Source organism: Corynebacterium sp. KPL2734 (assembly GCF_040225595.1).
Classification (GTDB): Bacteria; Actinomycetota; Actinomycetes; order Mycobacteriales; family Mycobacteriaceae; genus Corynebacterium; species Corynebacterium rhinophilum.
Window position 1 is genome coordinate 1 of the sequence record NZ_JBEHFO010000024.1, and the last position, 22,983, is coordinate 22,983.

The following is a 22,983-nucleotide window of genomic DNA, read 5'->3' on the forward strand; positions in this document are numbered from 1 at the left end:
CGAAGCACTCACATCAGCTACACTGACCAAAGCAGCATAGCTAACCCCGACGTGTCCACTGTCCGGGGGTCGGGCCCCAGTACCGAAATGGGATTTACATCAGTTACCCCCTAAGTGTGCATCACAATCGATGTGGCGGGAGTCTTGTACGGTAGTGGGTTACCGACTTACTGACGAAAATTTTACTGCATCCTAATTCTCTTTGAAGTGGCGGCACGGGTGAGAAAAGCGGAGCCTAATTCAAGTTTGGTGGATACCATATACCTAGCTTGGCCAAGACTATGCATCACATCAAACATGCCACGACTGACCTTTAGACCATCACAATTCCTTTCCTCCTAGCCGGACAAGTTTACGGTATGGCCTGAATAGCGCATTAGCTCCCACAGCGTCGAATTACACCCACTGCTGGAGCCTTTGTCATAGCCTCAATCGAGACGTCCGAAAAATTGATCCATCATTCTGATAATCATCAACCAACCGGTGCCGATGACGGTGTAAATGACGATGTTGACGATGAAAGCGATAAACTCCACCAGGAACTACTCCACGGTCTGACAAAACCTGAGCTGTAGATATCGTCGGCGGAACCGGCGGCGTAGTGGCTTTGACCACCCCGATCAGGTTGTTAACAGCGCGCTATTTACTAGCTATCCGCACCGCACGATGGGTTGTGGATCGTAGACCGTGGTTTTAGTCTCGCGGGAAAGCTCCTTGCCGCTGAGATCCTTGATGATACGGGTATCGGACGTCGTAAAGCCCGGTGCACCGGATGATGGCGAACAGTCGCTGCCCGGCACGGACCTCGGTTGTGGCTCGGTCTTGGCCCATCGGCCGTTATTGATGGATTCCACCTCTACCGTCTTGGTGCCTTTCAAGCGGACGGTGATCTCACCGCCGCCAAAATTAGTCTCGATCTGCACTGGGGTATTGAATGTATTGGTAAATTGCAGGTCAATGGCGCCCTCGTACACGGTGGCTTCGCGGCCGGCCGGGTAGCGGGAAATATAGTACGAGTGCGGGGTGTGCGCGGTATCTTGCATGCCGGCGAAGTAGGCGGCGTTAAACAGGGTGGTGGCGAACTGGGAAATGCCACCGCCCACGGCGGTACCAGAGTGACCGTTGATGATGATGCCGGATTCCACATAGCCCTGCGCGGTGCCGCGGGGGCCGGTATAGCCATTGAGGGAGAAGGTCTCACCTGGGTTCACAACGGCACCGTTGACCTCTTGGGCCACCAGCTGAATATTGCGCCCAGAAGCAGAAGAGAATCCACCGGTGGAGAACTCGCCCACGGTATCGTTAAACGTCGCGTTTTCGGCGTCCTCGGTGGTGAACTCGGCTGGGTCCGGCTTGTAGGTAGCGTCCCACTCGCGGTCATCGCCAGTCACGCGCTTATCAAAGCCTTCCATGGTCGGCTTCCAGTCAATAATCTCGCCGTCCTGGGAGGGAGTGACCTGCTTGGAGCCACCAGCGAATTTCACTTTGGCATTCACGCCAGGCACATCGGCGCCATCGCTGCGCTCTTGCAGCAATTGCTGCGCGCGGTTGCTATCGACTACTAGGTGCAACCGACCATCCTTTTTCTCAATGCTGGTGAACTGGGAAATCTCCGGCTTATTTAGCGTGGCGGTTACGTTATTTTGGGCCTTCAAGGTCAACGGATTATCCAGGGCCTTGGCGGCATCGCCGGTGCGCATCTTTTCAATGGCCTCGTCATTAATAGCCGGCTCAATTTCTTCCGGCTCCACCTGCACGCCAGCCTTATCGAGCCAATTCGCTGCCACGGCATCGTGCAATTCGGTGCCGTCTACGGTCTGGCCCAACGTGGGATCGGTGACCTTGAGCTCACCGTTATTAAGCTCGAGCATGCCGTCGACCGGATCGGTAGAAAGCTCGTCCTTTACGCGGTCGAGGGTGGGCTGCAGCTTGCTATCGTCCACATCGGTTTCTACCGGGATATCTTCGGTGGAGCGAAAGAAACTAACCAGCCGGGTAATCGGGTTGAGGGAAGGCTCCTCGATGCCATCGACGGCGGCCTGGTTATCCAGCGCTAGGCCGGATTCGGCAGGGGTAAATTCAGACTGCAGATCGCCTGCGCTCACGGTCACGGGCTGGGTCTCAACACCATTGAGTTCGTCCTCGAGCTTGGCCACGGCGGCGGTGCGCTCCATGGCGGAGATATCCACGCCGCCGACGGAGACGCTGCGCGGGATCTTGTCCTGGTTTGCTATAACATCCCAGGCATAAGCGATGCCCGCAATGAGGACGAAGCCAACGATCACGCCAAGCGTGATAAGCCAGCCCTTTGCACCGTTTTTTCCTTCTGCCTTCTTCACGCCTTAAAGATTAACGGGTAAAGGGGCGTTTTTCCTAGTCGCTGTCCCCATCGTGCACGTGGCGGGCGGCTTCGCCGAGGCGCTCAGGGGCCAACCTGCCCTCATCCACGGCGCCCACGACGGCATCGATCACAGCATTGATATCGGCCTCGGTGGACCACAGGGGCATGTCGGCGCCGGCGGCGAGGGAGGTAATGACGGCATCGGTAAGCGGCAGCGAATCCGAAATCGCCGCCATGCCGCCAATGTCATCGGTATAGATGGGGCCGTCATACTGCAAGGCCTCGCGGGCAAGGCCGTAGGCCTCCGGCAGGATGGAAGCAGGGGTCTGGCCATCGCCCAGGCCCGGGACCGCGAGGTGCCCCATCATCAGCGCCGCATTCGGCGCGGCGGGAATGGCGTTTTGGAAGGGAATAAACTCGTGGTTTTCGAGCTCTTCCAGCGGCGGGGTAATGGCCTCCGCCAGGTGGGTATCGCCCGAGGCGCGACCGTGGCCGGGGAAGTGCTTGAATACAGCCTTGACCCCGGCTGCATCCAGCCCGCGGGCGAAGGCGGCGCCGTACTCACCGGCCTGGGCGGGATCGGTGGAAAAGGCGCGATCGCCCACAACCTCGAGGTCATCCCCATCGACATCGAGTACCGGCGCGAAGTCCACGTTGATGCCGTAGTCCATGAGCCGCTTGCCGATGTCCCCCGCCAGCTGTTCCACCTGCTCCGGCGAGTTGTCCGCCGCCATCTGCTGCGCGGAGGGGTATTCGCCCAAGATTTCAGAAAAACGCTGCACGCGCCCGCCCTCAAAGTCGATGGCAACCTCAAAATCGCGACCTAGTTCCGCGCGCAGGGCGTTAATATTGCGGCCACCTTCCTCCAGCAAGCCAGGATCCGCCCAGCTCGGGATGAAGATGCCTCCCACGCCGGCCTCCAGCTTGGCCTTGGCGTCCTCATAGCTGGTCGCCGGCGGCATGAGCACCGAGGCGGCGGTGGCGCGAATATCGTCCGGCGCTGGCGCTGGAGCCGGGGCTGGGGCGGCCTCCGTGGCGGACGCGGCGTTACCCGGCGATGAGGTCGCGGGGGCCGCAGACTCGCGCGCCTTGTCCTCGTCCGAGGCGGAATTAGAGCAGGCGCTCAGCACCGCCACGAGGCCCAAACTGGCAATGATGCGGGAATATGTCATGCCTTCCAGTGTGCAGGATTCCTCGCGAACTGTCCCAAGCGGTGGGTAGACTAGTGACATGAGTAACGGCAAAACAATGTTAATTGCCTATGATGGCACCGAACGCGCCGACCGCGCCTTGGAGTACGCCGCCCAGCTTTTGCGCCCCTCCACGGTGGAAATCCTCACCGCGTGGGAGCCGGTGGCCCGCCAAACCGCGCGCGCCGTCAGCCGCACGGGCATGCACCAGTCCACCGTGTCCCCCGATAGCGTGGAAGACGATCCTGCCTACGAAGAGGCGCTGAAGATCTGCCGCCAGGGCACCCAGTTGGCCGAAAACCTAGGCCTAGCCGGCCGCGCCCACCTCGTGGAATCCGCCACCACCATCTCTTCGGCCATCGTGGATGCAGCACACGAGCTCGACGTGGATGTCATCGTGACCGGCACCCGCGCGCTCACCGGCTTTCGCGCTTGGTGGACCAACTCCACGGCGGACCAGATCGTGCGCAATGCGGGCCTGCCCGTCTTTATCGTCCCGCAAGAAAACGACGAAGACGCGGATGACGACGATCCGGAATACTTCTAAGTAACTGCTAATATCTTTAGCCATGGCTCTGGAATCCGATTCTTTAAACAAGCGCACCCTCGGCCCCGCCGTGGGTAGCGCTGTTGTGGGCATCGCCCTGGGCATTATCACCATCATTGGCATCGCCCAGTTCTCCGGCAGCGATACCGTGCCGGAAGGCAATGCGGTCTCCCCCGATGATGCGGTGCTGGGCGGGCCTGAATACGGTTCCCGCAATTAGATGGGCGCACCGGCGTGCATGACCGGACCGATCAGCTCCCCCGCGGCCCACACGGCGGTTCCTATGTACACCGCTACCGCGCGCTAGCCCGCGCCCTGCGCCACCGCTGCGCGCGCCTTGCCCGGCCCTACCCGCTCGGCATCATTGCCTTGGCGCTCATCCTCGCGGTACAGCCGTGGGGCCTGACCGCCGCCGATACCAAACACGATCTGGCCGCGAACCCGCGGCACTTCCTGCGCGGCGCGCTCGATGCCTATACCGATATCTTTACCCTGGGCCAGCTGCAGAACCAGGCCTACGGTTACCTCTTCCCGCAGGGCCCCTTTTTTGTTTTAACCGAGCCCCTGCCGGATTGGATAGCCCAACGCTTGTGGTGGCTGCTGGTCTTAAGCGTGGGCTTTATTGGCTTTTACAAGCTAGCTACCCGGATAGGCCTACGCGGCCGCTGGGTCTGGGTGGCGGCGATGCTCTATGCGCTCTCCCCGCGCTCGCTGTCCACGCTGACAGCCATTTCTTCTGAAACCTGGCCCGTCATGTTAGCCCCGTGGGTCATCCTGCCCTTCCTGCGGGAAAAAATCACCTGGCGCGATGCTGCTGCCGCCACGATTCCTGTGGCGCTGATGGGCGCGGTCAACGCCACCGCCACGCTCGCAGCATGTACCCCGGCGCTTGTCATCGTGGTCTATCGCCGCGCCTTCAAGCCCGGCGCGGCCTGGCTGCTTGGCTGCCTGTGCGTATCCGTGTGGTGGATTGGCCCGCTTATAATCTTGGGCCGCTACGCCCCACCGTTTACGGAATTTATCGAATCTTCCCGCGTGACCACCCGGTGGCTGAACCTGCCGGAGATCCTGCGCGGGACGACGAGCTGGTCGCCCTTTGCGGATGCCGAGCGCATCGCCGGCAACGAGCTCGCGACCTCTGCCTTCTTTGTCCTTATCACCATGGCCGTGGCCACGATTGGCATGTATGGCTTGTGCCGGCTGCCCCGCGTGTGGTCCATCATGCTGATTACCGGCGTGGCGATTTTGGGCTGCCAGGCGGCGTGGTACCTCGACGCGCTCGATGGGGTGCTGGCGCCCCTGCGCAACCTGCACAAATTCGATCCGCTGGTGCGCATCCCGTTGCTGTTGGGCTTTGCCCGCGCCTGCCAGCGCCTGCCGCTGCCCACCGGCCTGCGGCCCACCAAGAAGCAGACGGTAGGCGCGCTGGTGCTGCTCGTGTGCATCAGCGCGCTCTCCCCGGCGTGGTCGCAGCGGCTGCTGCCCCTAGGCGCCTACGACGAGGTGCCGGACTATTGGCATGAGGCCACGGATTACATCAACGAGCATGCGGAAAATACCCGCACCCTGATTTATCCCGAAGCCTCCTTCGCCCGCCAGGAGTGGGGTTGGACCCGCGATGAGCCGGCGCAGCCGCTTCTTGATGTCCCCTGGACCGTCCGCGATGCCATTCCCCTCGTGCCGCCGGAGGTCATCCGTGGTCTTGACGGGGTGATGGCAGCGCTAGACGAGGACCCGGCCAGCGGCGTGCGCGCCTTGCAGCGCCTGGGCATCGGCGCGGTGATGGTGCGCCACGATCTTTTTGCCGCCGATAATGACACCTTGAGCAGCAAATTTGGCGGTGAAGTGCATACTTTTGGCGAGGTCGATGTGATCCTTCTCGAGCAGCATTCCATGGCTTTGACCTCAGCAGATCCCGTCCGCGTGGCCGGTGGCGGCGAGGCGCTGGCCTTCCTCGATGCCCACAATGGCCCCGCCGCCCGCGAGCTGGTGGAAGGGGACGCCGATATCGTCACCGATACTCCCACGCTGGTAGATCGCAATTACGGCACGCTCCACGGCGCCGCCTCGGCGCCGCTGTCCACAGACGATCCCAGCCACGTTTATAACCGCCTGCGCGATTATCCCTCCGCCGGCCCACTGACCACGGTGGAGACCCACGGCGGTGATGTCGAAGTCTCTTCTTCTGCCGCCGATGCCACCGCCTTTGGCGGCGCCCAGCCGGAAAAGTCCGCCACCGCCGCCGTCGATGGGGAAAATTCCACCGCCTGGTGGCCCGCACCCGGCGATGATGAAGGCTGGATCGAGCTGCGCGGTGGCTTTAACCAACCGAGCCTGAAACTCATGGTAACCAGCTCCACCACGGTGACGGTGCGCTCAGGCGGCGCGGCAGTAGAGGTGGATCTGCAAGCCTTTCGCTCCAAGACGGTGCGCGTGCCCGGCGGGGATTCGCAAGCCATCCGCGTGGAATTATCCCACCGCACCGGCATCGCGGAACTGGAGGTAGAAGGCCACCCCATCGAGCGCGTGGTCACCGTGCCGGATACCTCACCGAATGTGCACCAATTCTTCTTCCAGCAGATGGTGCACGATACCGGCGTGCTCATTCGCGATGTCACCGTGCCGCGCCGCATGGAAGTCACGGTGGATTCCACCAAACCGGTGCTTATCGATTCCCACCGGTACTCCCCCGGCAGCACCCTGACCCTTGAGCCCGGCGTCCACCGCGTGCGCACCACCGGCGCGTGGGTGTCCATGACGGAGAAGGGCTGGTCCCCGCCGAGCGATTATCGCCTCACCGATTTTTCCATCGATTCTGCAGAGGATGAACGCCTGCTCGTTACCGGGCGCGCCTTTAATAAGGGCCTGCGCGGTTTTATAGGCGATACCGAGCTCACCCCGCGCGAAATTGATGCCGCCACCCAGGCGTTTATCGTCCCGGCGGGCACGCATGGGGAATTCCGCATGACCTTTAAGGCGCAGCCTGCCTACCGCGCCGCCCTGCTCTTTGGGGGTGCGCTCGGCCTGGCCACGCTGGGTTTCTGCCTGCTTTTCGCCGCGCGCCGTAGCCCGCAGCCCACCTGGCACCCGCATCCTGGTGGCATGGCCTCTGCGATGTACTCGCTGGCCTGCCTGGCACTGGTGGGGTGGCCGGCGGCGCTTGCGGGCATGGCCGCCTGGCTCATCGTGCGCTGGACCACCATTCCGCGGGCTTATTTGGCCAGCGGCGTGGTAGCCGCGGCCGGGGCCATCCTCGCCCGTGCCCCGTGGACCTCAGGGGCCTATGCAGGCGATTCCGTGCTGCTTATGTGCTTATGTGCCGCGGGGCTGGCCTGCCTTTTCGCCGCCGCCGGCCCCGGCCCCGGCCGCGGCCCATCAGAAGATCGCGGCCCGGGCGCTCGATAAGCGTGTAACTCGCCGCAGAAACCACAACGGTGCCCACCACCGTGACGGCAAGGATCACCCAAAAATCCAGCGGTTTCCCGCTAAACAGCGCCACCCCGGTCAGCGGGAAGGCTACAGCGAGAACTGCCACGTGCCACAGGAAAATGGAATAGGACCACGCGCCCAACGCCTGCATGAGCGGCGAGGTAAGCCACGAGGTTCCACGTGGAACCAGGGCCACCGGCACCACCACGCACGCCGCGAATACCGCCCCGGCGATGATGCGGCGGGCAAACTCGTCCGGCTCCGGATGTACCAACCCGGCCGGCCCAAACCAGTCCCGGCTCGCCACCCACAGCACTACTGCCGCCAGCACAACCCAGGCCCAGCGCACCCGCAGGAGGCGCGCCGTGCGCTTGCCGATGCCCCTTTCTTCCACCTCCGCCGCCAGCATGCCCACCGCGAACCAGGAGGCATAGGCCGGCGGCCAGATTTGCGAGTTGACCTGGTCCTCGGAGTAGTCCGCGACAAAGGGGATAAATCCCCACCCCCAGCTCAGCACGGCGGCGCCGGCGATAACGGCCATGCGCCAGCGCTGCGGCAGGCTGCCAAGGGCCCAGACCAGAAGCGGTAGTACCAGGTAAAAGAAAAACTCCACGCACAGCGACCACAGGTGGGTAAGGCCCGGGGCAAGGCCATCGACTACATATATCTGCGTGGAGGTCAGGTTGGCGAGGATCTGGGTGGGGGTGATGGAGTGGGCATCGGGAAGCAGCAGCAAAACCGATACCACGCAGGCATAATAGGCCGGTGCCAAGCGCGCGATGCGGGAGTGGGCGTAGCCGCGCACCGTGTGCAGCCCGCGTCGGCGCCACAAGAGGAAGGCGCTGAGGGCGAAGAAAACGGCGACGAAGAAATCAAAGCGCCCGGCAAATCCCCACCCGGTGCCGGTTTGGAAGGATACGTGGGTGACAATGATCCCTAATGCGGCAACCGCGCGTAGGCCATCTAGCTCCGGCAGGTGCTGGGGTAGTCTTTTCACAGATGCCTGCGTGCGCACGCTTGCTCCTTTACCCCGGAAACCTGAAACTGATTGGATATAGTACTGCAATGAGCCGCTACCTTTGGCCACGCTCGCCACGGGCGTGGGTTGTCATTGCCGCAATCATTTTCCTCCTTATCGGTACCCTCGCGCCAACGCTCTACAATAACCGGACCCGCCCACTGGGCTTGGATAAAGATTTTTCCACCTCGAGCGGGCCCACCGACGCGGTGTGGATGGACGTGCGCGCCCTCATGGCCGGTGAAGCTCCCTCAGATACCACATCCAGCGATGACCCGCGCTGCACCGACAAATCCGCCCCGGTCTGGTGCTACCAGCACCACGAGCCGCTGACCCTGGAGCGCACCATTGCCACCGGCGAGGTCGACGATGATGACACCATCGCCACCACCGATTCCGTCACCAGCCTGCTTGCTGGAAAAGACAGGGACTCCCAAGAGGAAATCGCCTCCGTTGATCAACACTCTGTGCTCAACCGCGAATCCACGTTCCCGGTAGCGGATCCGGTCAATAAATGGGCCCTCGCCCTGCCCGAGTTCAACACCGATCTGACCCGGGAGGACTTCGAACGAGACGGCCTGACCTATTTCTTCCCCTCCGGCACCGAGCAGCGCTCCTACGCATTTTTTGATTTCCTGGCCCAGGAATCCACGCCGATAGACTTCACCGGTGACTCAAAGGTGGATGGCATCCCCATCTATTCCTATCACCAGGATGTACAGCCGCTGCCGCTGAAGAACACCTTTAGCAATATCAGCGCAGATTTGGGCAGCACCACTAAAACGGACGAGCTGAAATCCGGCGATTTCCAGTTAACGGGTCCCGCAAGCCGTTTTTATGACCGCCACTCGCGCGAGCTCTTAGATCTAGATGCGGATGCCACCGTCATTGTCGAGCCCTTTTATACCGTGGGCCGCGATATTTCGGTCGAGCCCACCACCGGCACCATCGTGGATGTCCGGGAAAACGTCAAGGTCTTTTTCGCCACCGATATCCAGCAGGCGGGAACCCTCATCGCAGAGGATGACACCGCAGATCGCTCCGTGCTGGCAGCAGATTTCCGGTGGTCAGAGGATACCCGCGCGGAGCGCCTCGACGAGGTCCGCCCGGTAATCTACGCCATCCGGGGGCTCATGGCCGTTGGCTGGCTGGGCAAGGCCATCGGCGTTTCCCTGCTCATTTTCGCCGCCTACCAGTACATGCGCCGCCACCGTGACGCCCATGATGCCGCACACGCCTAGGCGCATCCTCCTCGGGCTGTGGGGAATTATTCTCGTAGCCGCGGTGTGCTGGCCCTTCGCGCTGCCCGGCGAATTCCTCTGGCGCGATATGGCGCTCTTAAACGATCCGGGGCTTACCCCATCCGCGCTGGGCGCGGGTAGCTTGCCTGCCCGCAACGCGCCCCAAGATGGGTTTTTGGCCTTACTCGGCGGCGCCTGGGCCGCCCGGGTACTCATCTTTGCCGCCGCCGGGGCCGCCGCGCTCACCGCCGCGCTGTGGTCTCGTACCACGGTAGCCGCGCTGGCCGCGATGACCATCGCGGTGGCCAATCCTTTTGTCATCGAACGCCTCCTGCAAGGCCAGTGGTCCTTGGCCATCGCCGCTTGGCTACTCCCGGTTATCGCCTGGGCGGGGCGCCGCCACAGCTGGCTGGCATGGCTGGCCATGTGGGGCGCATCGCTTACCCCCACCGGCGGGTTATTTGCGGTGGTCACAGCCCTTTTTACCTGCCGGAAGCGAGTGGCCTTGGCGGGCTGCCTCTTGTGGCTGCCGTGGCTGGTTCCAGGCCTTTTCCAACCCGGCGTGCCTGGCGATGCCGCAGCCGCCGTCGCGGCCTTTTCCCCGCGGGCCGAAGAACACGTGGGCACGGTGGGCGCGCTGTTGCGACTCGGCGGAATCTGGAATGGTGAGGCCGCCCTGGGCTTGGCAGTGTTCGGCCTCTTCGTGGCAGTTCTCGCGCTGGCGGGCGCGCACCGCCTCCCGGCGCGCTTGACCGTCCTGGCTGCGCTGGGACTCGGCGGGGCGCTGGCGTGTTGGCTCTTGCCCGGCATGCTGGAATGGGCCATCGATAACGTTCCGGGGGCGGGTCTTTTCCGCGATAGCCACAAACTCACGATGCTCGCGCTGCCGCTATACGTCGCCTCCATCGGCGCGCTGCCGCAGATTCCGGCCGTGCTGGCGCTAGTGGCTGCCACCATCCAGGTCCTCCCCGCCCCGTCCCGCCTTGCCGTGCTTTCTCCCCGCGATACCGGGGTGGATGAGCAGTTGGTGCGCGATATCGACGGACGCCTGGCTTTTTTCCCCGAACGGCCCAATTTGGTGGAGGTTCCCACGGAAAATGGCGGCGTGCATGGGGAAGCGGCCCCGGGGGTCGCGGTCGATCCCTATTCCAAGGCGGTGCCCATGGTGGAATCCGGCGAGCTCAGTGTGGACGGTGAAGTCATCGATCAGGCCTCACCGCAGTACCGCGCGGCGCTGCGCGCCTGGCAGGACCGCGATATGGCAGGCCTTGCGGAACTTGGGGTGGGCGTCGTGGTGATAGATGGCGCCATCGCCGCAGAGACCAACGCCCCGCGCCCCGAGCTGCCGTGGACACTTACCGCCCTGTGGATGGTTTCCCCGCTACTAAGCCTTGGAGCAATTGCGCAAAGGCAGCGCCGGTCTTCTCCCACGAAAAGCGCGCGGCAAACTCCCGGGCATTAGAACCTAGGAGCCGGCGCAACTCCGCGTTATCCAGTAACTCTTGGGTGGCCGCCACGAAGTCACCTTCTTCTTCTACAAGGATTCCGGTCTCACCATCGATTACGCTATCGCGCAGGCCAAATGCATAACCTACTGTGGACACCCCATGTTGGGCGGCCTCCATGACGGCAAGGCCCCAGCCTTCTTTGCGGGAGGGCATGAGGTGGGCATCGGCACGCGCGAGCAAGGCGTGCTTATAGTCTTCCGTAACCTGGCCGCGAAAGCGCACGCGTTCTGTCACACCGAGCGTTTCGGCATAATCGCGCAGGTTCGATTCCCACCAGCCCGAGCCAATCACATCCAATACCGCCCCCGGCGTGCGCGCCACCGTATCCATGGCGTGCTCGATCTGCTTGTGTGGGACTAGCCGCGAGAGGGTCACCAGGTGCTTATCCGCCTCGCGCTCGAGGGAAGGCACGTGCGCCGGAATGGGGTCTAGGCCATTGGCGATGATCCGTGCGCCGTCAATGCCGAGCGCCTCCAAATCCTCGCGCGAGGCCTGCGAGACCGTGACGTAGGTCGAATCCCGATATACCCGCGGTGCCACGCGCGATTCCAAGAACCAACCCAGCCGCCCGAGCACCGGACCGGCCACGGGCCATTGCTCGCGGTGGCAATGGTGGGTAAGTAGCACCGTCGGCGCGCCGGAAATCAGCCGCGCGAAGAAGGGAATGCCGTTTTGGGTATCGATGACCACGTCGATGTCGCGCAGATCCCCCAGGCCCATTCTCCCGGCAGCAATGGCCATCCACGCGCGCGGGTACACGCCAAATTTGGCACCGCCGCGACTATAGCGCACGTTACCGCGAACCTCCCGGCGCGCCGCATTCATGTGCTTAGAGGTGCGAAAGACCACCTCGTGGCCCTGCGCCGCTAGGTACTCCCCTACGCGTTCGAGGTAACGCTCGGAGCCACCGCCCTGCGGGTGGGTGGAATCGCGCCAGCATAGTAAAAGAATTTTCATCGTGGGGTATTAGCCTAGTGGTTTATGAAACACACCCGCGACATGGCCACGCTCTCCCGCTCCTGGGCGCTGCTGCGCTCTTTCCGCTTCGAGCAATCCCGCCCCGATATTTTCTACGGCGGCCTGGCAGAAGATACGGCCAGGTTGGTGGAGAACTTGGGCCACGACTTGGGCGTGCCGCTTGCCGATGCCCTCGTGCTCGACGTAGGCGGCGGCCCCGGCTATTTTGCCGCAGCCTTCGCGGACCGCGGCGCGTCCTACGTTGGCCTTGAGCCCGATGCGGGGGAAATGTCTGCGGCCAATATCCACCTCAGCAATTCCGTGCGCGGCGATGGCACGCGCCTGCCCTTCGCGGACGATTCCTTCGACGTGGTCTATTCCTCTAATGTCGCCGAACACATCCCCCGCCCGTGGGATATGGGCAAAGAAATGCTGCGCGTTACCCGCCCCGGCGGCCTGTGCATCATGAGCTATACCGTTTGGCTCGGCCCCTTCGGCGGCCACGAAACCGGGTTGTGGGAACACTACGTCGGTGGCGCCTTCGCCCGCGACCGCTATACCCGCCGCCACGGGCACCCGCCCAAGAATGTCTTTGGCACCTCGCTATTTAATGTCCCCTGCTCCACCGGCCTCACCTGGGCCAAGTCCACCGGCGCGCTAAAGCTCGCCTTTCCGCGCTACCACCCCAGCTGGGCATGGTGGCTGACCAAGGTTCCTGGCCTGCGCGAATTCGCCGTATCCAACCTGACGCTGGTACTACAACCAGACTAGGCCACGCCACAGCTTGCGCCGAGGTTGTCCTACTATACTGCCCAGCATGACGGACCAACTACAAAGCTCACAGCTCTCTCCCGCCGTTCGCGCAGCTCACCTGGGGTGGGCCGTGGCAAGCGTCGTCGCCACATTTGCCGGTGCGGCACTCATTGGCATCGCCAGTGGCCTCATTACAAAGAGCGGTTCCTGGGTGGCCTTTGGCATCGCCGTCGGCGGCGCCATCTTCGGCTTGGGAACGGTCTGGTACGGCTTTTCCCGCCGCTTGGGCTGGTCGTGGCGCGATGCCGGGTTTGTGAAAGCCGAGCATTCCTTATGGCACCTGCTGTGGTGGATTCCCGTCGCCATTCTGGGCTCTGCTGCGGCCACGGGCGCCGTCAATGCATTACTGGGCAGCGAACCAGCCGGCAATAACCTTTCCGCCGGCCTAAAGATAAGCCCCGCCGCCACCATCACGGTGATACTCAGCACCGCGCTTGTCATTCCCTTGGTCGAAGAAGTTGCCTTTCGCCGCGTTCTATTGGATTGGTTGCAAAATTCCATGCCCACCTGGGCCGCAGTGCTTATCACCATCGCTGTCTTCGCCCTCGCACACGGCATCCCCGCAGTAATGCTCTACATCGCATTCTTTGGCACCTTTTTGGTGCTCGCGCGCCTCTGGTTCAAGACACTTACCGCTCCCCTGTGCATTCACATTGCAAATAACACGGTCGTGGCAATCACGGCCCTGGCGGGACTATCGGGCTAAGCAGTCCCTTCGCAGCGGGAGAAAAACGCTAGTTCAGTAGCCGAGGTAGGACCTAAACTCACAACGCTTCATATCGACAGCGCACAATTTTCGTTATACGATATTTTCATGCCTGTGAACATCACTCAAGACCAACTCGACACGTGGGTTTCCGAAGCAGAAGAAGGCTACGACCCAGACGTGTTGAAAAAGCGCGGACGTGGACGCCCCGGTCGCGGGGCAGAGCCTGCTCAGGTCGTCGCTGTGCGCCTGACTGCCGATGAACTTAGCGCCCTAGATCGCCTGGCTACGGAAAAGAATCTCACCCGATCTGAGCTTGTCCGCCAAGCAATCAGCGCACTCACGGCGGCATGAGAACAGCCAAATCCGCCACAAAGCACGGTATCGCAGAAACCGACGGAATCCATGCTGCTTCCTATCCACAGTGGATAGAGCCTCTTGACGAAGACCCTAACCAATGGCGAGAACTCCGCCTCGGTTTTGATACCCATGCTCGACTGCTGGAAACCGTCGTGGTTGTTGCCTCCGACGGGGACGAACTATTAATCCATGTAATGAAAGCTCGCCCACACTACAGCAAGCTCATCGAATAACGATGTCCCGATCCTCACCGGTTGAGGCACTCGCCGAGGGGCCCTGTTGGATCCGTGACCAATCCTAGAGACGATTTATTCCCACTTTCGTAGTGCAGGAATCGTTCCGAGGCCTAAACCACAGAATGTGTTGTTTAACCCCAACAAAGATCTAACCCCAGAGCTTTACGCTGCTGGGGTTAGCTTTATGCGGGGAATTACCGCGGATAAACGCGTTAGGAAGCTGCGTCCTCCACGCGCTTCTTCAGGGCGCGGAACTGATTCCACACTTCCTCGGGCACGCGGGAGCCCAGGAAGTTCAGGTACTCGGCGTTGTCTTGCATATCGCCTTCCCATTCCTTCGGGTCAACGGCGAGTGCGGCGCGAACGTCGTCGACTTCGAAGTCAAGGCCTTCCAAGTCGATGTCCTCGGCGCGGGCGGTGCGTCCGACCACCGTATCCTCGGCCTCTACGTTGCCTTCGATGCGGTCGATGATCCACTTGAGGACGCGGGAGTTCTCGCCAAAGCCTGGCCACAGGAAGCGGCCATCGTCGCCGCGGCGGAACCAGTTAACGAGGAAGACCTCCGGCATGCGGTCGCCGCCCTTTTCACCCATGTCAATCCAGTGCTGCAGGTAGTCACCGGCGTTGTAGCCCATGAACGGCAGCATGGCCATTGGGTCGTGGCGCAGCGCGCCAACTTCGCCCTCTGCGGCTGCGGTCTGGCCGGAAGACAGCAGTGCACCGATCATGGTGCCGTGGTTCCAGTCGAAGGACTGGGTCACCAGCGGAACCGTGGTCTTGCGGCGGCCGCCGAAGAGAATGGCATCGATCTTGACGCCCTTCCAGTCGTCGTATTCCGGCGCGGCGGTGGGGCACTGGGAAATCGGCACGCAGTAGCGGGAGTTCGGGTGGGCGGCCTTGGTGGACGATGCCGGCGTCCAGTCCTCACCGGTCCAGGAGATGAGGTGCTCTGGTGCCTCGTCAGTCATGCCCTCCCACCAGACATCGCCGTCATCGGTAAGCGCAACGTTGGTGAACAAGGTATTGCCCGGCTTCATGGTATCCATGGCGATCGGGTTGGAATCGTAGTTGGTGCCAGGGGCAACGCCGAAGAAACCGTTTTCCGGGTTTACGGCGTAGAGGCCGTCCTCGCGCAGGTGCAGCCAGGCGATGTCATCGCCCACGACCTCGGCCTTCCAGCCCGGAATGGTGGGGGTAATCATGGCCAGGTTGGTCTTACCGCACTGGGATGGGAATGCGGCGGCGACGTGGTAGTTCTTGCCTTCTGGGTTGGTCAGCTTCAGGATGAGCATGTGCTCAGCCATCCAGCCTTCTTCCTTTGCCATGACGGACGCGATGCGCAGCGCGTAGCACTTCTTGGCCAAGATGGCGTTGCCGCCGTAGCCGGAACCGTAGGACCAAATCTCCTTGGTCTCTGGGAATTGGGTGATGTACTTATTGTCGTTGCACGGCCAAGCAACATCCTCTTCGCCTGGCTGCAGGGGGGCGCCGACGGAGTGGAGGGCGTGGACGAAATCCCCATCCGTGCCGATCTTGTCCAGTGCTTCTGCACCCATGCGGGTCATAATGCGCATGGACAAGACCACATAAGCGGAATCGGTCAGCTGCACGCCGAGCTTGGGCTCTGGATCGCTAATAGGGCCCATGCAGAAAGGAACGACGTACATGGTCCGGCCCTTCATGGATCCACGGAAGGCCTCCGTCATTTCTTCCTTCATGGCCTTTGGCGGTGCCCAGTTATTGGTTGGGCCCGCATCTTCTTCCTTCGAGGTGCAGATGAAGGTACGGGATTCCACGCGGGCAACGTCCGCAGGGTTGGACCGCGCCAAGTAGGAATTCGGGCGCTTTTCCTCATTTAGCTTGATGAGGGTGCCTTTTTCTACTAGCTCCGCGGCGAGGCGGTCAGCCTCTTCCTGCGAGCCATCCACAAAAGCCACCTCGTCCGGCTGGAAAAGCTCAACGCTTTCATTAATCCAGTCGATCAGTTTTTGATTGTCTGTAGGCAGCTCTCCAACGAGGCCCTGAATGGTGGCGGTCATTAAAAATTCTCCTCTGGATAGGATGTGAAAATCGGGGCACATCACGGCCCAACTTTGCCTTCCGCCTCCAGATTAACCGGCAGAGCCAAAATATTGGTCACATTAAGTGTCATTTTTCCCACTCCGGTTATATCCACCGCCGTGAGCGGACGTTTACCAAGCGCACCGCGAACAATTGTGATATTAGGCGTGACACCCTCCACACCATTCCGGGGGTACCAAAGTGTCCCATTCTTCCGCTCCGCGCCACAAAGCACCACCCCCGTCAAAGCCTCCGGTCATCCCCTCCCCCATACGGCGGGGAAAATACCCGGCGCGGCATATTGCTTGCCATGCCTGGACAGGGAAAAATAGGGCGCAATGAATAGCACGGATAATTCTCAAAACACCCCTGCCGGAGAAATGCCACCGGGTCGCCCGCCGCAAACGGACTTCAATGCGGTCTTTGACAATGACCTGGACTACCCGCGCCTGGGCAATGTCACCTTTCGCCGCGGCACGCTCACGGATAACCAGCACCAGCTTTTTGAGCAGCGCTGGCCCGAACTGGGCCGCGTCTTAAGCGATGAGCTTATCGATGTCGCTGAGTGGTTCGGCCGCACCGGCGCCAAGACCATCGTGGAAATCGGCTCCGGCACCGGCACCTCCACCGCGGCCATGGCACCGCTGGAGCAGGACACCAATATCATCGCGGTAGAACTCTATAAGCCTGGCTTGGCCAAGCTCATGGGTCAGATCGAGCGCGAGGGCATCGATAATATTCGCATGATCCGCGGCGATGGCGTGGAGGTCATGGTGCGCATGATTGCCCCAGAATCCCTGGACGGCATCCGCGTCTTCTTCCCGGACCCCTGGCCCAAGGCGCGCCACCACAAGCGCCGCATCATCCAATCCGGCACGCTCAACCTCTTTGCCTCCCGGTTGAAGAAGGGTGGCGTCCTGCACGTTGCTACCGATCACGCCGGTTATGCCGAATGGATAGATGAGCTCGTGCACGTCGAGCCCAGTTTGGAGTACAAGGGCTGGCCGTGGCCAGACTGCCCGCAATTGGTAGATCGCCAAATCATCACCAAGTTTGAGGGCAAGGGCCTGGATAAAGAACACGTCATTACTGAATACCTGTGGGAGAAGAAGTAAATGAGCACCTATCTACTGGTGTGGGACGCACCCAATATGGATATGGGGCTCGGCTCCCTGCTCGGCGGGCGCCCCACTGCGGCGCACCGCCCGCGTTTTGATGCCATCGGCCGGTGGCTGGTCTACCGCGCGGTAGATGTCGATGCCGATCCGCAGGCCGCAGTATTTACCAATGTCTCCCCCGGCGGCGCCGATGTGATTCGCCCCTGGGTAGAGGCCATCCGCAATGTGGGCTTTGGCGTCTTTGCCAAGCCGAAGATCCACGAAGATGATGACGTGGATCCAGACATGATCGAGCACATTGAAAAACTGCGCGCTGATCTCGCCGGCGTCGTGGTCGCCTCTGCCGATGGCCAGAACTTTCAACCCTTGCTGGAAGAGCTCATTGATGAAGGCCTGCCCGTTACCGTCCTAGGTTTCCACGAACACGCCTCCTGGGCCGTGGGCCACCCCGAGATCGAATTCGTTGACCTAGAAGATATTGACGGCGTCTTCCGCGAGCCGCTGCCCCGCGTCAACCTGGATAACCTGCCTGAAGGTGGTGCATGGCTCCAGCCATTCCGCCCGCTGGCTGCGCTACTAAATAATAGCTAGGAGGCTTACCCCACATGTTTGAAAAATGGGGACGATTTTCCTATGCGCACCGCAAGGTCATTCCCATCGTCATCCTCGGTGCCATCCTTGCCCTCTTCGTAGGTTTTGGAACCCAGCTCGAGGAACGCATGAGCCAGGAGGGCTGGGAGGACCCGAATGCGGCATCGACAAGCGCGGCGCAGATCGAACAGGAAACGTTCGGCCGCGATAATTCCGGCGACGTGGTTTTGCTCTTTAGCTCGCCCGATGAGAACTTCGATGCCGCCAAGGAGCACTTGGCGCAGCTCAAAGAGGATTACCCGGATCAGATTGACTCTGTCACCAGCTATTTCGATAGCAAGAACCCCAACCTGGTCAATGATGATCACTCGCTGGCCTTTGCCGCCATTGGGCTTAAGGGCGATGACGAACAAACGCTGAAGGATTTCCGCGCCATCGAGAGCGCGCTGACGGATACTTCCGCGCCGGTCAAGGTTGCCGGCGCTACGGCCGTGGCGGATGCCCTCGATGAAGGCATGGCAGAAGATATTGCGCGTGCGGAAAAGGCAGCGCTCCCGCTCGTTGGACTGCTGCTCCTCGTGGTCTTTGGTTCCGTGGTGGCGGCGTTCATGCCGCTTATCGTCGGTGGCCTATCCATCCTGGGCTCACTGGGAATTTTGGCCATCCTGACCGGTTTCCTGCAGGTCAACGTCTTTGCCCAAGCAGTAGTCACGCTGCTGGGGCTGGGCCTGGCCATCGATTACGGTCTATTTATGGTCTCCCGCTTCCGCGAGGAATTGGACAAGGGAAGCTCCACCAAGGATGCGGTGGCCACCACCACCGCCACCGCCGGGCAAACAGTGGTCTTTTCCGCGGCGATGGTCGCCGTCGCGCTCTCCGGACTCTTCCTCTTCCCCCAGGCCTTCTTGAAGTCCGTTGCCTATGGCTCGATTTCCGCCGTCGGCCTGGCGGCCCTGCTGTCCGTCACCGTCCTGCCGGCCCTGTTTGGCATGCTCGGGCCCAAGATCGATCTGTGGTCGGTGCGCCGCACCTCCCGCACGGCCCGCACCATTCAGGACACCTGGTGGTACAAGCTGCCGCGCTGGGCCATGCGCCGGGCCAAGGGCCTGACCCTGGCCATCTGCGGCCTGCTCATTGCACTGGCGCTGCCTATCATGAGCATCACCTTCGGCGGCATCAACGAGACCTACCTGCCGCCCAACCACGACACCCGCGTGGCGCAGGATAGCTTCAACAACGAGTTCCCCGCCTTCCGCACGGAGCCGGTCAAGCTCGTGGTGGAAGGCGCCACCAACGAGCAGCTTGTCGATGTCGTCATGCAAGTCCGCGGCCTCGACGGCCTTACCGAACCCATGGGTCCATCGACCGCCACCCAGGACGGGACTACTGTCCTTTCGGCCGGCATTAAGGACCGCGAGGACTACGCGCGAATCGTCCACGAGCTCGAGGACGTTACCGCGCCCGAGGGCGTCAACCTTTATGTCGGCGGCACGCCAGCCATGGAGGTCGAATCGCTCGATGCGCTCTTCCACAAGCTGCCGTGGATGGCGCTCTACGTCGTCCTCGCCACTTTCATCCTCATGGCATTAGTCTTTGGCTCCTTCGTGCTGCCGATTAAGGCCATTGTCATGACGCTATTGACCCTGGGCGCCACCCTGGGCATCCTCACGCTCATGTTCGTCATCGGCGTGGGCTCCGGCGCGCTGAACTTCTCGCCCGGCCCACTCATGAGCCCCATTCTGGTGCTGATCATCGCCATCATTTATGGCCTGTCTACCGACTACGAGGTCTTTTTGGTCTCCCGCATGGTGGAGGCGCGGCGGCGCGGCGATAACACGGACGAGGCCATCGCCGCAGGCACCGCGCATACTGGCGGCATCATCACGGCGGCGGCCCTGATTATGATCGTGGTGGCGGGCGCGTTCGGCTTCTCCGATATCGTGATGATGAAATACATAGCGTACGGCATGATTTTTGCGCTGCTTATCGATGCCACCATTGTCCGCATGCTCCTCGTCCCCGCCGTCATGCACTTGTTGCGCGAGGATAACTGGTGGGCGCCTAGCTGGCTGCACCACTTGACCACTAGGCTTTCTGGTAGTACCACCCGCCGTGGGAAGACCATTCCCTTCAGTGAGTTAAAGCGGCGCCTTGAAGGAGATAAATAATTGAAAAATTGGCTGCAAGTTATCGCCTCGCTCATAGTCCTAGCCATCCTCATCTACGTCTTCCGCGATGAGCTGGACTTTTTGAGCGAAGGTTTCTCACGTCTCTCCCACGCCGAACCAGGACCGGTAACGCTTGTCGTCGTTGCTTCCGTCCTCTCCGTCGTGGCGATGGGCGAGGTCATGCGCCTGCTCATCCGGGCCGGTGGCGTGGAAGTGGAGGCCACGGAAACCGCCGCTCTTACCTTTGCATCCAATTCCTGGTCCACCACCATGCCCGCGGGCCCAGCCTTTTCTGCCATTTTGACCTTCCACGTGCAGCGCACCTGGGGTGCCTCGGTGGTCCTGTGCGGTTGGTTCTTCGTGCTCTCCTCCGCTATTTCCACCTTATGGCTGGTGCTCATTGGTCTTGGCGGCGTGCTCTTCCTCAACGCCAATATGGCCCTGTGGTCCCTCATCGGCACGTTGGCGGTAATGCTAGCGCTCTCCGGCGGGCTCTTCTGGCTAAGCAACCACCCCGAAACGCTGGAGCGCTGGGTAAAAAAGCAGCAGCTGGTAAAAGGCTCCAAGCGCGAAGCCCTACTTGAGCATGTGGAAAGCCTCAAGGAAGTGCACCTCACCCGCCGGCAATTCGCTTGGGCGTCGTTCTACTCCTTGGCCAACCGGTTAATCGACATGGTCGCGCTCTGGGGTTGCGTGTGGGCCGTGACCGGCCAGATGCCCACGACTGATTCTGCCGATAACACCACCACCATCGCCGGCGTCGCGCTGGCTTATCTCACCGCCAAGCTGGCCGGCTCCGCCCAGGTCACCCCGGCGGGTCTGGGCACGGTGGAAGCGGCGATCATCGCCACGCTCGTGGCCACGGGCATGACCGCGGTGGATGCCACCAGTACGGCTATTATCTACCGCCTTATCTCTTTTGCCTTCATCACCGCTATTGGCTGGGTCATTTACTTCTGGCACTATGCCCGCAAGGGCATTACCTACGCCACGCTATCCCGTAAAGAAAAAGAAAAGGAAACTGTATGACTTCCACGCGTATTGCTCCGCTCATTGACATCATCGCCTTGATGATTTTCGCCATCGCCGCCCGCCTCGCCCACGGCGGATTGAGCTTTTCCAGCTGGGTCGATGCCTTCTGGCCCTGGGCGGTAGGCGCGCTCATCGGCTGGGCCATCATCCTGGCCACAAAGGTCCAGGGCAAGTGGAAAGAGGGCCTTGTAGTGTGGCTGTCCGCCATCATCGGTGGCATGGCCCTGTGGATCGTGGTAAATGGCCGCCTGCCCCATTGGAGCTTTCTCATTGTTGCGACCGTGATGTCCGCCCTGTTCTTCTTTGGCTGGCGGCTATTCGCCCGCAAGTAGCAGATCGTAAAAGACACCCGCTAAGCACAGCGACACAGCGGCTTTGCCTCTATAGGGAAAGCCGCTGTAATTTGGCACATATCAGTCAAAACTGGTCGCGCCCGCTGGTGTGGTGTATCTGGAGTCCGTGGTGAGCCTCGTGCTGGTGCACAATAAGGCGGCCATCACGAGTGGGCCTGACCCCCGGACAGTGGACACGTCGGGGTTAGCTATGCTGCTTTGGTCAGTGTAGCTGATGTGAGTGCTTCGAAGTCATCGGGAGCTAGAAGGTTGCACCACGAGTGTCGCCGGCGCGTGTTGTAGCGCATGCACCACCTAAAGACTTCCTGCCGGCAGATAATGGGATTGTCAAAGACTTTCCGATCACGCAGCACTTCCCGCTTTAAAGTAGCGTTAAACGACTCTGCCAGGGCATTATCGGCACTCGTTCCTACCGCTGTCATGGACTGGCGCACACCCAGCGACGAGCAATAGTTCCTAAAGGCTTGTGAGGTGTACACGCTGCCGTGATCGTCAATGGAATATAGCCTTGTCAAGACTGCCACGCACACCGTGTGCGTGGGCTAGAGCAGAGCGTGTCAAGTTGTTTGTGTGTGGGGTTAGGTTTATAGGTATTTATCGAAGCGGTCGGGGTAGGCCACGGCCATTTGGTTAATGGCTTGTTTCCAGCCGGAAACTCGGGCTCCTTCCATGAGTCTGCCGGCTGTCGCTGAGACTCGTTTGCCCTGCTTCGCTCTCTTTGCAGCGCGTTTGTCTTCGATATTGCAGATCATCAGCCATAGCGTCTTCATCGCTGATTCATCGTTGGTGAACTGCATCCTGTTGCGGGTAGCTTTACGCAGTTCATTGTTGAATGATTCAATCGAATTCGCCGTCATAGATAACCTTTCTGGCCGCTGGTGGGAATTGCAGAAACGGTACGAAACGCGCCCAAGCATCCCGCCAGACCTTGACTGAGCGGGGATACTTTTCTGCCAATTCAGAGGCTTCAAATTCGTCTAAAGCAACCTGTGCTGTGGTTTCATCCGCGGCGGTGTAAATCTTTTTCAACGCGGCCGATACGCCCCGGCGCTCCCCGTAGGCTACCCACCGGTTAGCGGCACGAATCAGGTGCACGATACAGGTTTGCACCATAGAGTTCGGCCAGGTTGCCTCTACTGCTTCCGGCAGGCCTTTAAGCCCGTCACAGCAGACGATAAAGACGTCTTTGACCCCACGATTGGAAAGATTGGCACATACCTGCGCCCAAAATGAAGCGCCTTCTTCTTTGGCAATCCACAATCCCACAATGTGCTTGATACCGTCGAGATCCACACCAATTGCCATGTACGCGGA

General features: G+C 61.1%; 19 protein-coding genes and 2 pseudogenes. 14 read left to right on the forward strand and 7 right to left on the reverse strand.

Features of this window, described 5'->3' with window-relative positions; translation table 11 throughout:
- Window positions 1–650 precede the first annotated feature (650 nt).
- Entirely contained in the window at window positions 651–2,339 is a 1,689-nt protein-coding gene (locus ABRP88_RS10560) for a VanW family protein (RefSeq protein ID WP_349837169.1), read from the reverse strand.
- A 34-nt stretch (window positions 2,340–2,373) separates the two neighbouring features.
- Window positions 2,374–3,513, reverse strand: a complete 1,140-nt coding sequence (locus ABRP88_RS10565; protein ID WP_349837170.1) for a glycoside hydrolase family 3 N-terminal domain-containing protein — start codon at window positions 3,511–3,513, stop codon at window positions 2,374–2,376.
- A gap of 58 nt (window positions 3,514–3,571) precedes the next feature.
- On the opposite strand from ABRP88_RS10565, the gene ABRP88_RS10570 reads away from it, so the two are divergent.
- From ABRP88_RS10570 to ABRP88_RS10580, 3 genes are read left to right on the forward strand one after another with little or no spacing between them, the layout of a single operon-like run.
- Window positions 3,572–4,078, forward strand: coding sequence for a universal stress protein (locus ABRP88_RS10570; RefSeq protein WP_034659544.1), 507 nt, complete (start codon window positions 3,572–3,574; stop codon window positions 4,076–4,078).
- 22 nt (window positions 4,079–4,100) lie between these two features.
- Window positions 4,101–4,298: a DUF2613 domain-containing protein gene (locus tag ABRP88_RS10575; protein ID WP_284831214.1), complete on the forward strand. Its 198-nt coding sequence runs from the start codon at window positions 4,101–4,103 to the stop codon at window positions 4,296–4,298.
- A gap of 14 nt (window positions 4,299–4,312) precedes the next feature.
- Window positions 4,313–7,483 (forward strand): alpha-(1->3)-arabinofuranosyltransferase domain-containing protein, encoded by a 3,171-nt coding sequence (locus ABRP88_RS10580; RefSeq protein WP_349837171.1) that lies wholly within the window; start codon window positions 4,313–4,315, stop codon window positions 7,481–7,483.
- Here the strand turns inward: ABRP88_RS10580 and ABRP88_RS10585 are convergent.
- On the reverse strand, window positions 7,383–8,522 hold the full coding sequence (locus ABRP88_RS10585; RefSeq protein ID WP_349837172.1) for an acyltransferase family protein: 1,140 nt from the start codon (window positions 8,520–8,522) through the stop codon (window positions 7,383–7,385). The two genes, ABRP88_RS10580 and ABRP88_RS10585, sit on opposite strands and share 101 nt — an antisense overlap.
- 50 nt (window positions 8,523–8,572) lie before the next feature.
- On the opposite strand from ABRP88_RS10585, the gene ABRP88_RS10590 reads away from it, so the two are divergent.
- Together ABRP88_RS10590 and ABRP88_RS10595 are read left to right on the forward strand one after the other, a co-directional pair.
- Entirely contained in the window at window positions 8,573–9,766 is a 1,194-nt protein-coding gene (locus ABRP88_RS10590; RefSeq protein ID WP_349837173.1) for a porin PorA family protein, read from the forward strand.
- Entirely contained in the window at window positions 9,747–11,228 is a 1,482-nt protein-coding gene (locus ABRP88_RS10595) for an MmpA family trehalose lipid delivery protein (RefSeq protein ID WP_349837174.1), read from the forward strand. Before ABRP88_RS10590 ends, ABRP88_RS10595 begins: the two co-directional genes overlap by 20 nt.
- Here ABRP88_RS10595 and ABRP88_RS10600 read toward each other — a convergent pair.
- Window positions 11,122–12,231, reverse strand: coding sequence for a glycosyltransferase family 4 protein (locus tag ABRP88_RS10600; RefSeq protein WP_349837175.1), 1,110 nt, complete (start codon window positions 12,229–12,231; stop codon window positions 11,122–11,124). The genes ABRP88_RS10595 and ABRP88_RS10600 overlap by 107 nt on opposite strands.
- Before the next feature lie 24 nt (window positions 12,232–12,255).
- On the opposite strand from ABRP88_RS10600, the gene ABRP88_RS10605 reads away from it, so the two are divergent.
- From ABRP88_RS10605 to ABRP88_RS10620, 4 genes are all read left to right on the forward strand, one after another.
- Window positions 12,256–13,002, forward strand: a complete 747-nt coding sequence (locus ABRP88_RS10605) for a class I SAM-dependent methyltransferase (protein ID WP_349837176.1) — start codon at window positions 12,256–12,258, stop codon at window positions 13,000–13,002.
- 46 nt (window positions 13,003–13,048) lie between these two features.
- Window positions 13,049–13,750, forward strand: coding sequence for a CPBP family intramembrane glutamic endopeptidase (locus tag ABRP88_RS10610; RefSeq protein WP_349837177.1), 702 nt, complete (start codon window positions 13,049–13,051; stop codon window positions 13,748–13,750).
- A gap of 108 nt (window positions 13,751–13,858) precedes the next feature.
- Complete coding sequence (locus tag ABRP88_RS10615) at window positions 13,859–14,104, forward strand: ribbon-helix-helix domain-containing protein (protein ID WP_023018103.1); 246 nt, start codon at window positions 13,859–13,861, stop codon at window positions 14,102–14,104.
- Complete coding sequence (locus ABRP88_RS10620) at window positions 14,101–14,343, forward strand: toxin (protein ID WP_349837178.1); 243 nt, start codon at window positions 14,101–14,103, stop codon at window positions 14,341–14,343. Before ABRP88_RS10615 ends, ABRP88_RS10620 begins: the two co-directional genes overlap by 4 nt.
- A gap of 215 nt (window positions 14,344–14,558) precedes the next feature.
- On the opposite strand, the gene ABRP88_RS10625 is transcribed toward ABRP88_RS10620, so the two are convergent.
- Window positions 14,559–16,385, reverse strand: coding sequence for a phosphoenolpyruvate carboxykinase (GTP) (locus ABRP88_RS10625; protein WP_349837179.1), 1,827 nt, complete (start codon window positions 16,383–16,385; stop codon window positions 14,559–14,561).
- Window positions 16,386–16,745: 360 nt separating this feature from the next.
- Between ABRP88_RS10625 and trmB the strand changes: the two genes are divergently transcribed.
- From trmB to ABRP88_RS10650, 5 genes are read left to right on the forward strand one after another with little or no spacing between them, the layout of a single operon-like run.
- Window positions 16,746–17,522, forward strand: coding sequence for a tRNA (guanosine(46)-N7)-methyltransferase TrmB (trmB, locus tag ABRP88_RS10630; protein ID WP_284771181.1), 777 nt, complete (start codon window positions 16,746–16,748; stop codon window positions 17,520–17,522).
- On the forward strand, window positions 17,523–18,116 hold the full coding sequence (locus ABRP88_RS10635; RefSeq protein ID WP_349837180.1) for an NYN domain-containing protein: 594 nt from the start codon (window positions 17,523–17,525) through the stop codon (window positions 18,114–18,116).
- 14 nt (window positions 18,117–18,130) lie between these two features.
- Window positions 18,131–20,284 (forward strand): MMPL family transporter, encoded by a 2,154-nt coding sequence (locus tag ABRP88_RS10640; RefSeq protein WP_349837181.1) that lies wholly within the window; start codon window positions 18,131–18,133, stop codon window positions 20,282–20,284.
- Entirely contained in the window at window positions 20,285–21,313 is a 1,029-nt protein-coding gene (locus ABRP88_RS10645) for a lysylphosphatidylglycerol synthase transmembrane domain-containing protein (RefSeq protein ID WP_349837182.1), read from the forward strand.
- Window positions 21,310–21,648 carry a DUF3054 domain-containing protein gene (locus tag ABRP88_RS10650; RefSeq protein ID WP_349837183.1) on the forward strand — a complete coding sequence of 113 codons (339 nt, stop codon included), beginning with the start codon at window positions 21,310–21,312 and terminating at the stop codon, window positions 21,646–21,648. Before ABRP88_RS10645 ends, ABRP88_RS10650 begins: the two co-directional genes overlap by 4 nt.
- 209 nt (window positions 21,649–21,857) lie before the next feature.
- Here ABRP88_RS10650 and ABRP88_RS10655 read toward each other — a convergent pair.
- A pseudogene (locus ABRP88_RS10655) lies at window positions 21,858–22,233 on the reverse strand (transposase); the annotation flags it as partial.
- 20 nt (window positions 22,234–22,253) lie between these two features.
- Window positions 22,254–22,983: pseudogene (locus ABRP88_RS10660) on the reverse strand (IS256 family transposase); the annotation flags it as partial.

What these genes read in the sequence shown, in the direction of transcription:
- ABRP88_RS10590 (WP_349837173.1), top strand. Translation starts at nt 8,573, where the DNA reads ATGAGCCGCTACCTTTGGCCACGCTCGCCACGGGCGTGGGTTGTCATT.
- ABRP88_RS10650 (WP_349837183.1), top strand. Translation starts at nt 21,310, where the DNA reads ATGACTTCCACGCGTATTGCTCCGCTCATTGACATCATCGCCTTGATG.
- ABRP88_RS10570 (WP_034659544.1), top strand. Translation starts at nt 3,572, where the DNA reads ATGAGTAACGGCAAAACAATGTTAATTGCCTATGATGGCACCGAACGC.
- ABRP88_RS10565 (WP_349837170.1), bottom strand. Translation starts at nt 3,513, where the DNA reads ATGACATATTCCCGCATCATTGCCAGTTTGGGCCTCGTGGCGGTGCTG.
- ABRP88_RS10635 (WP_349837180.1), top strand. Translation starts at nt 17,523, where the DNA reads ATGAGCACCTATCTACTGGTGTGGGACGCACCCAATATGGATATGGGG.
- ABRP88_RS10620 (WP_349837178.1), top strand. Translation starts at nt 14,101, where the DNA reads ATGAGAACAGCCAAATCCGCCACAAAGCACGGTATCGCAGAAACCGAC.
- trmB (WP_284771181.1), top strand. Translation starts at nt 16,746, where the DNA reads ATGAATAGCACGGATAATTCTCAAAACACCCCTGCCGGAGAAATGCCA.
- ABRP88_RS10575 (WP_284831214.1), top strand. Translation starts at nt 4,101, where the DNA reads ATGGCTCTGGAATCCGATTCTTTAAACAAGCGCACCCTCGGCCCCGCC.
- ABRP88_RS10600 (WP_349837175.1), bottom strand. Translation starts at nt 12,231, where the DNA reads ATGAAAATTCTTTTACTATGCTGGCGCGATTCCACCCACCCGCAGGGC.
- ABRP88_RS10615 (WP_023018103.1), top strand. Translation starts at nt 13,859, where the DNA reads ATGCCTGTGAACATCACTCAAGACCAACTCGACACGTGGGTTTCCGAA.
- ABRP88_RS10625 (WP_349837179.1), bottom strand. Translation starts at nt 16,385, where the DNA reads ATGACCGCCACCATTCAGGGCCTCGTTGGAGAGCTGCCTACAGACAAT.
- ABRP88_RS10595 (WP_349837174.1), top strand. Translation starts at nt 9,747, where the DNA reads ATGATGCCGCACACGCCTAGGCGCATCCTCCTCGGGCTGTGGGGAATT.
- ABRP88_RS10605 (WP_349837176.1), top strand. Translation starts at nt 12,256, where the DNA reads ATGAAACACACCCGCGACATGGCCACGCTCTCCCGCTCCTGGGCGCTG.
- ABRP88_RS10640 (WP_349837181.1), top strand. Translation starts at nt 18,131, where the DNA reads ATGTTTGAAAAATGGGGACGATTTTCCTATGCGCACCGCAAGGTCATT.
- ABRP88_RS10610 (WP_349837177.1), top strand. Translation starts at nt 13,049, where the DNA reads ATGACGGACCAACTACAAAGCTCACAGCTCTCTCCCGCCGTTCGCGCA.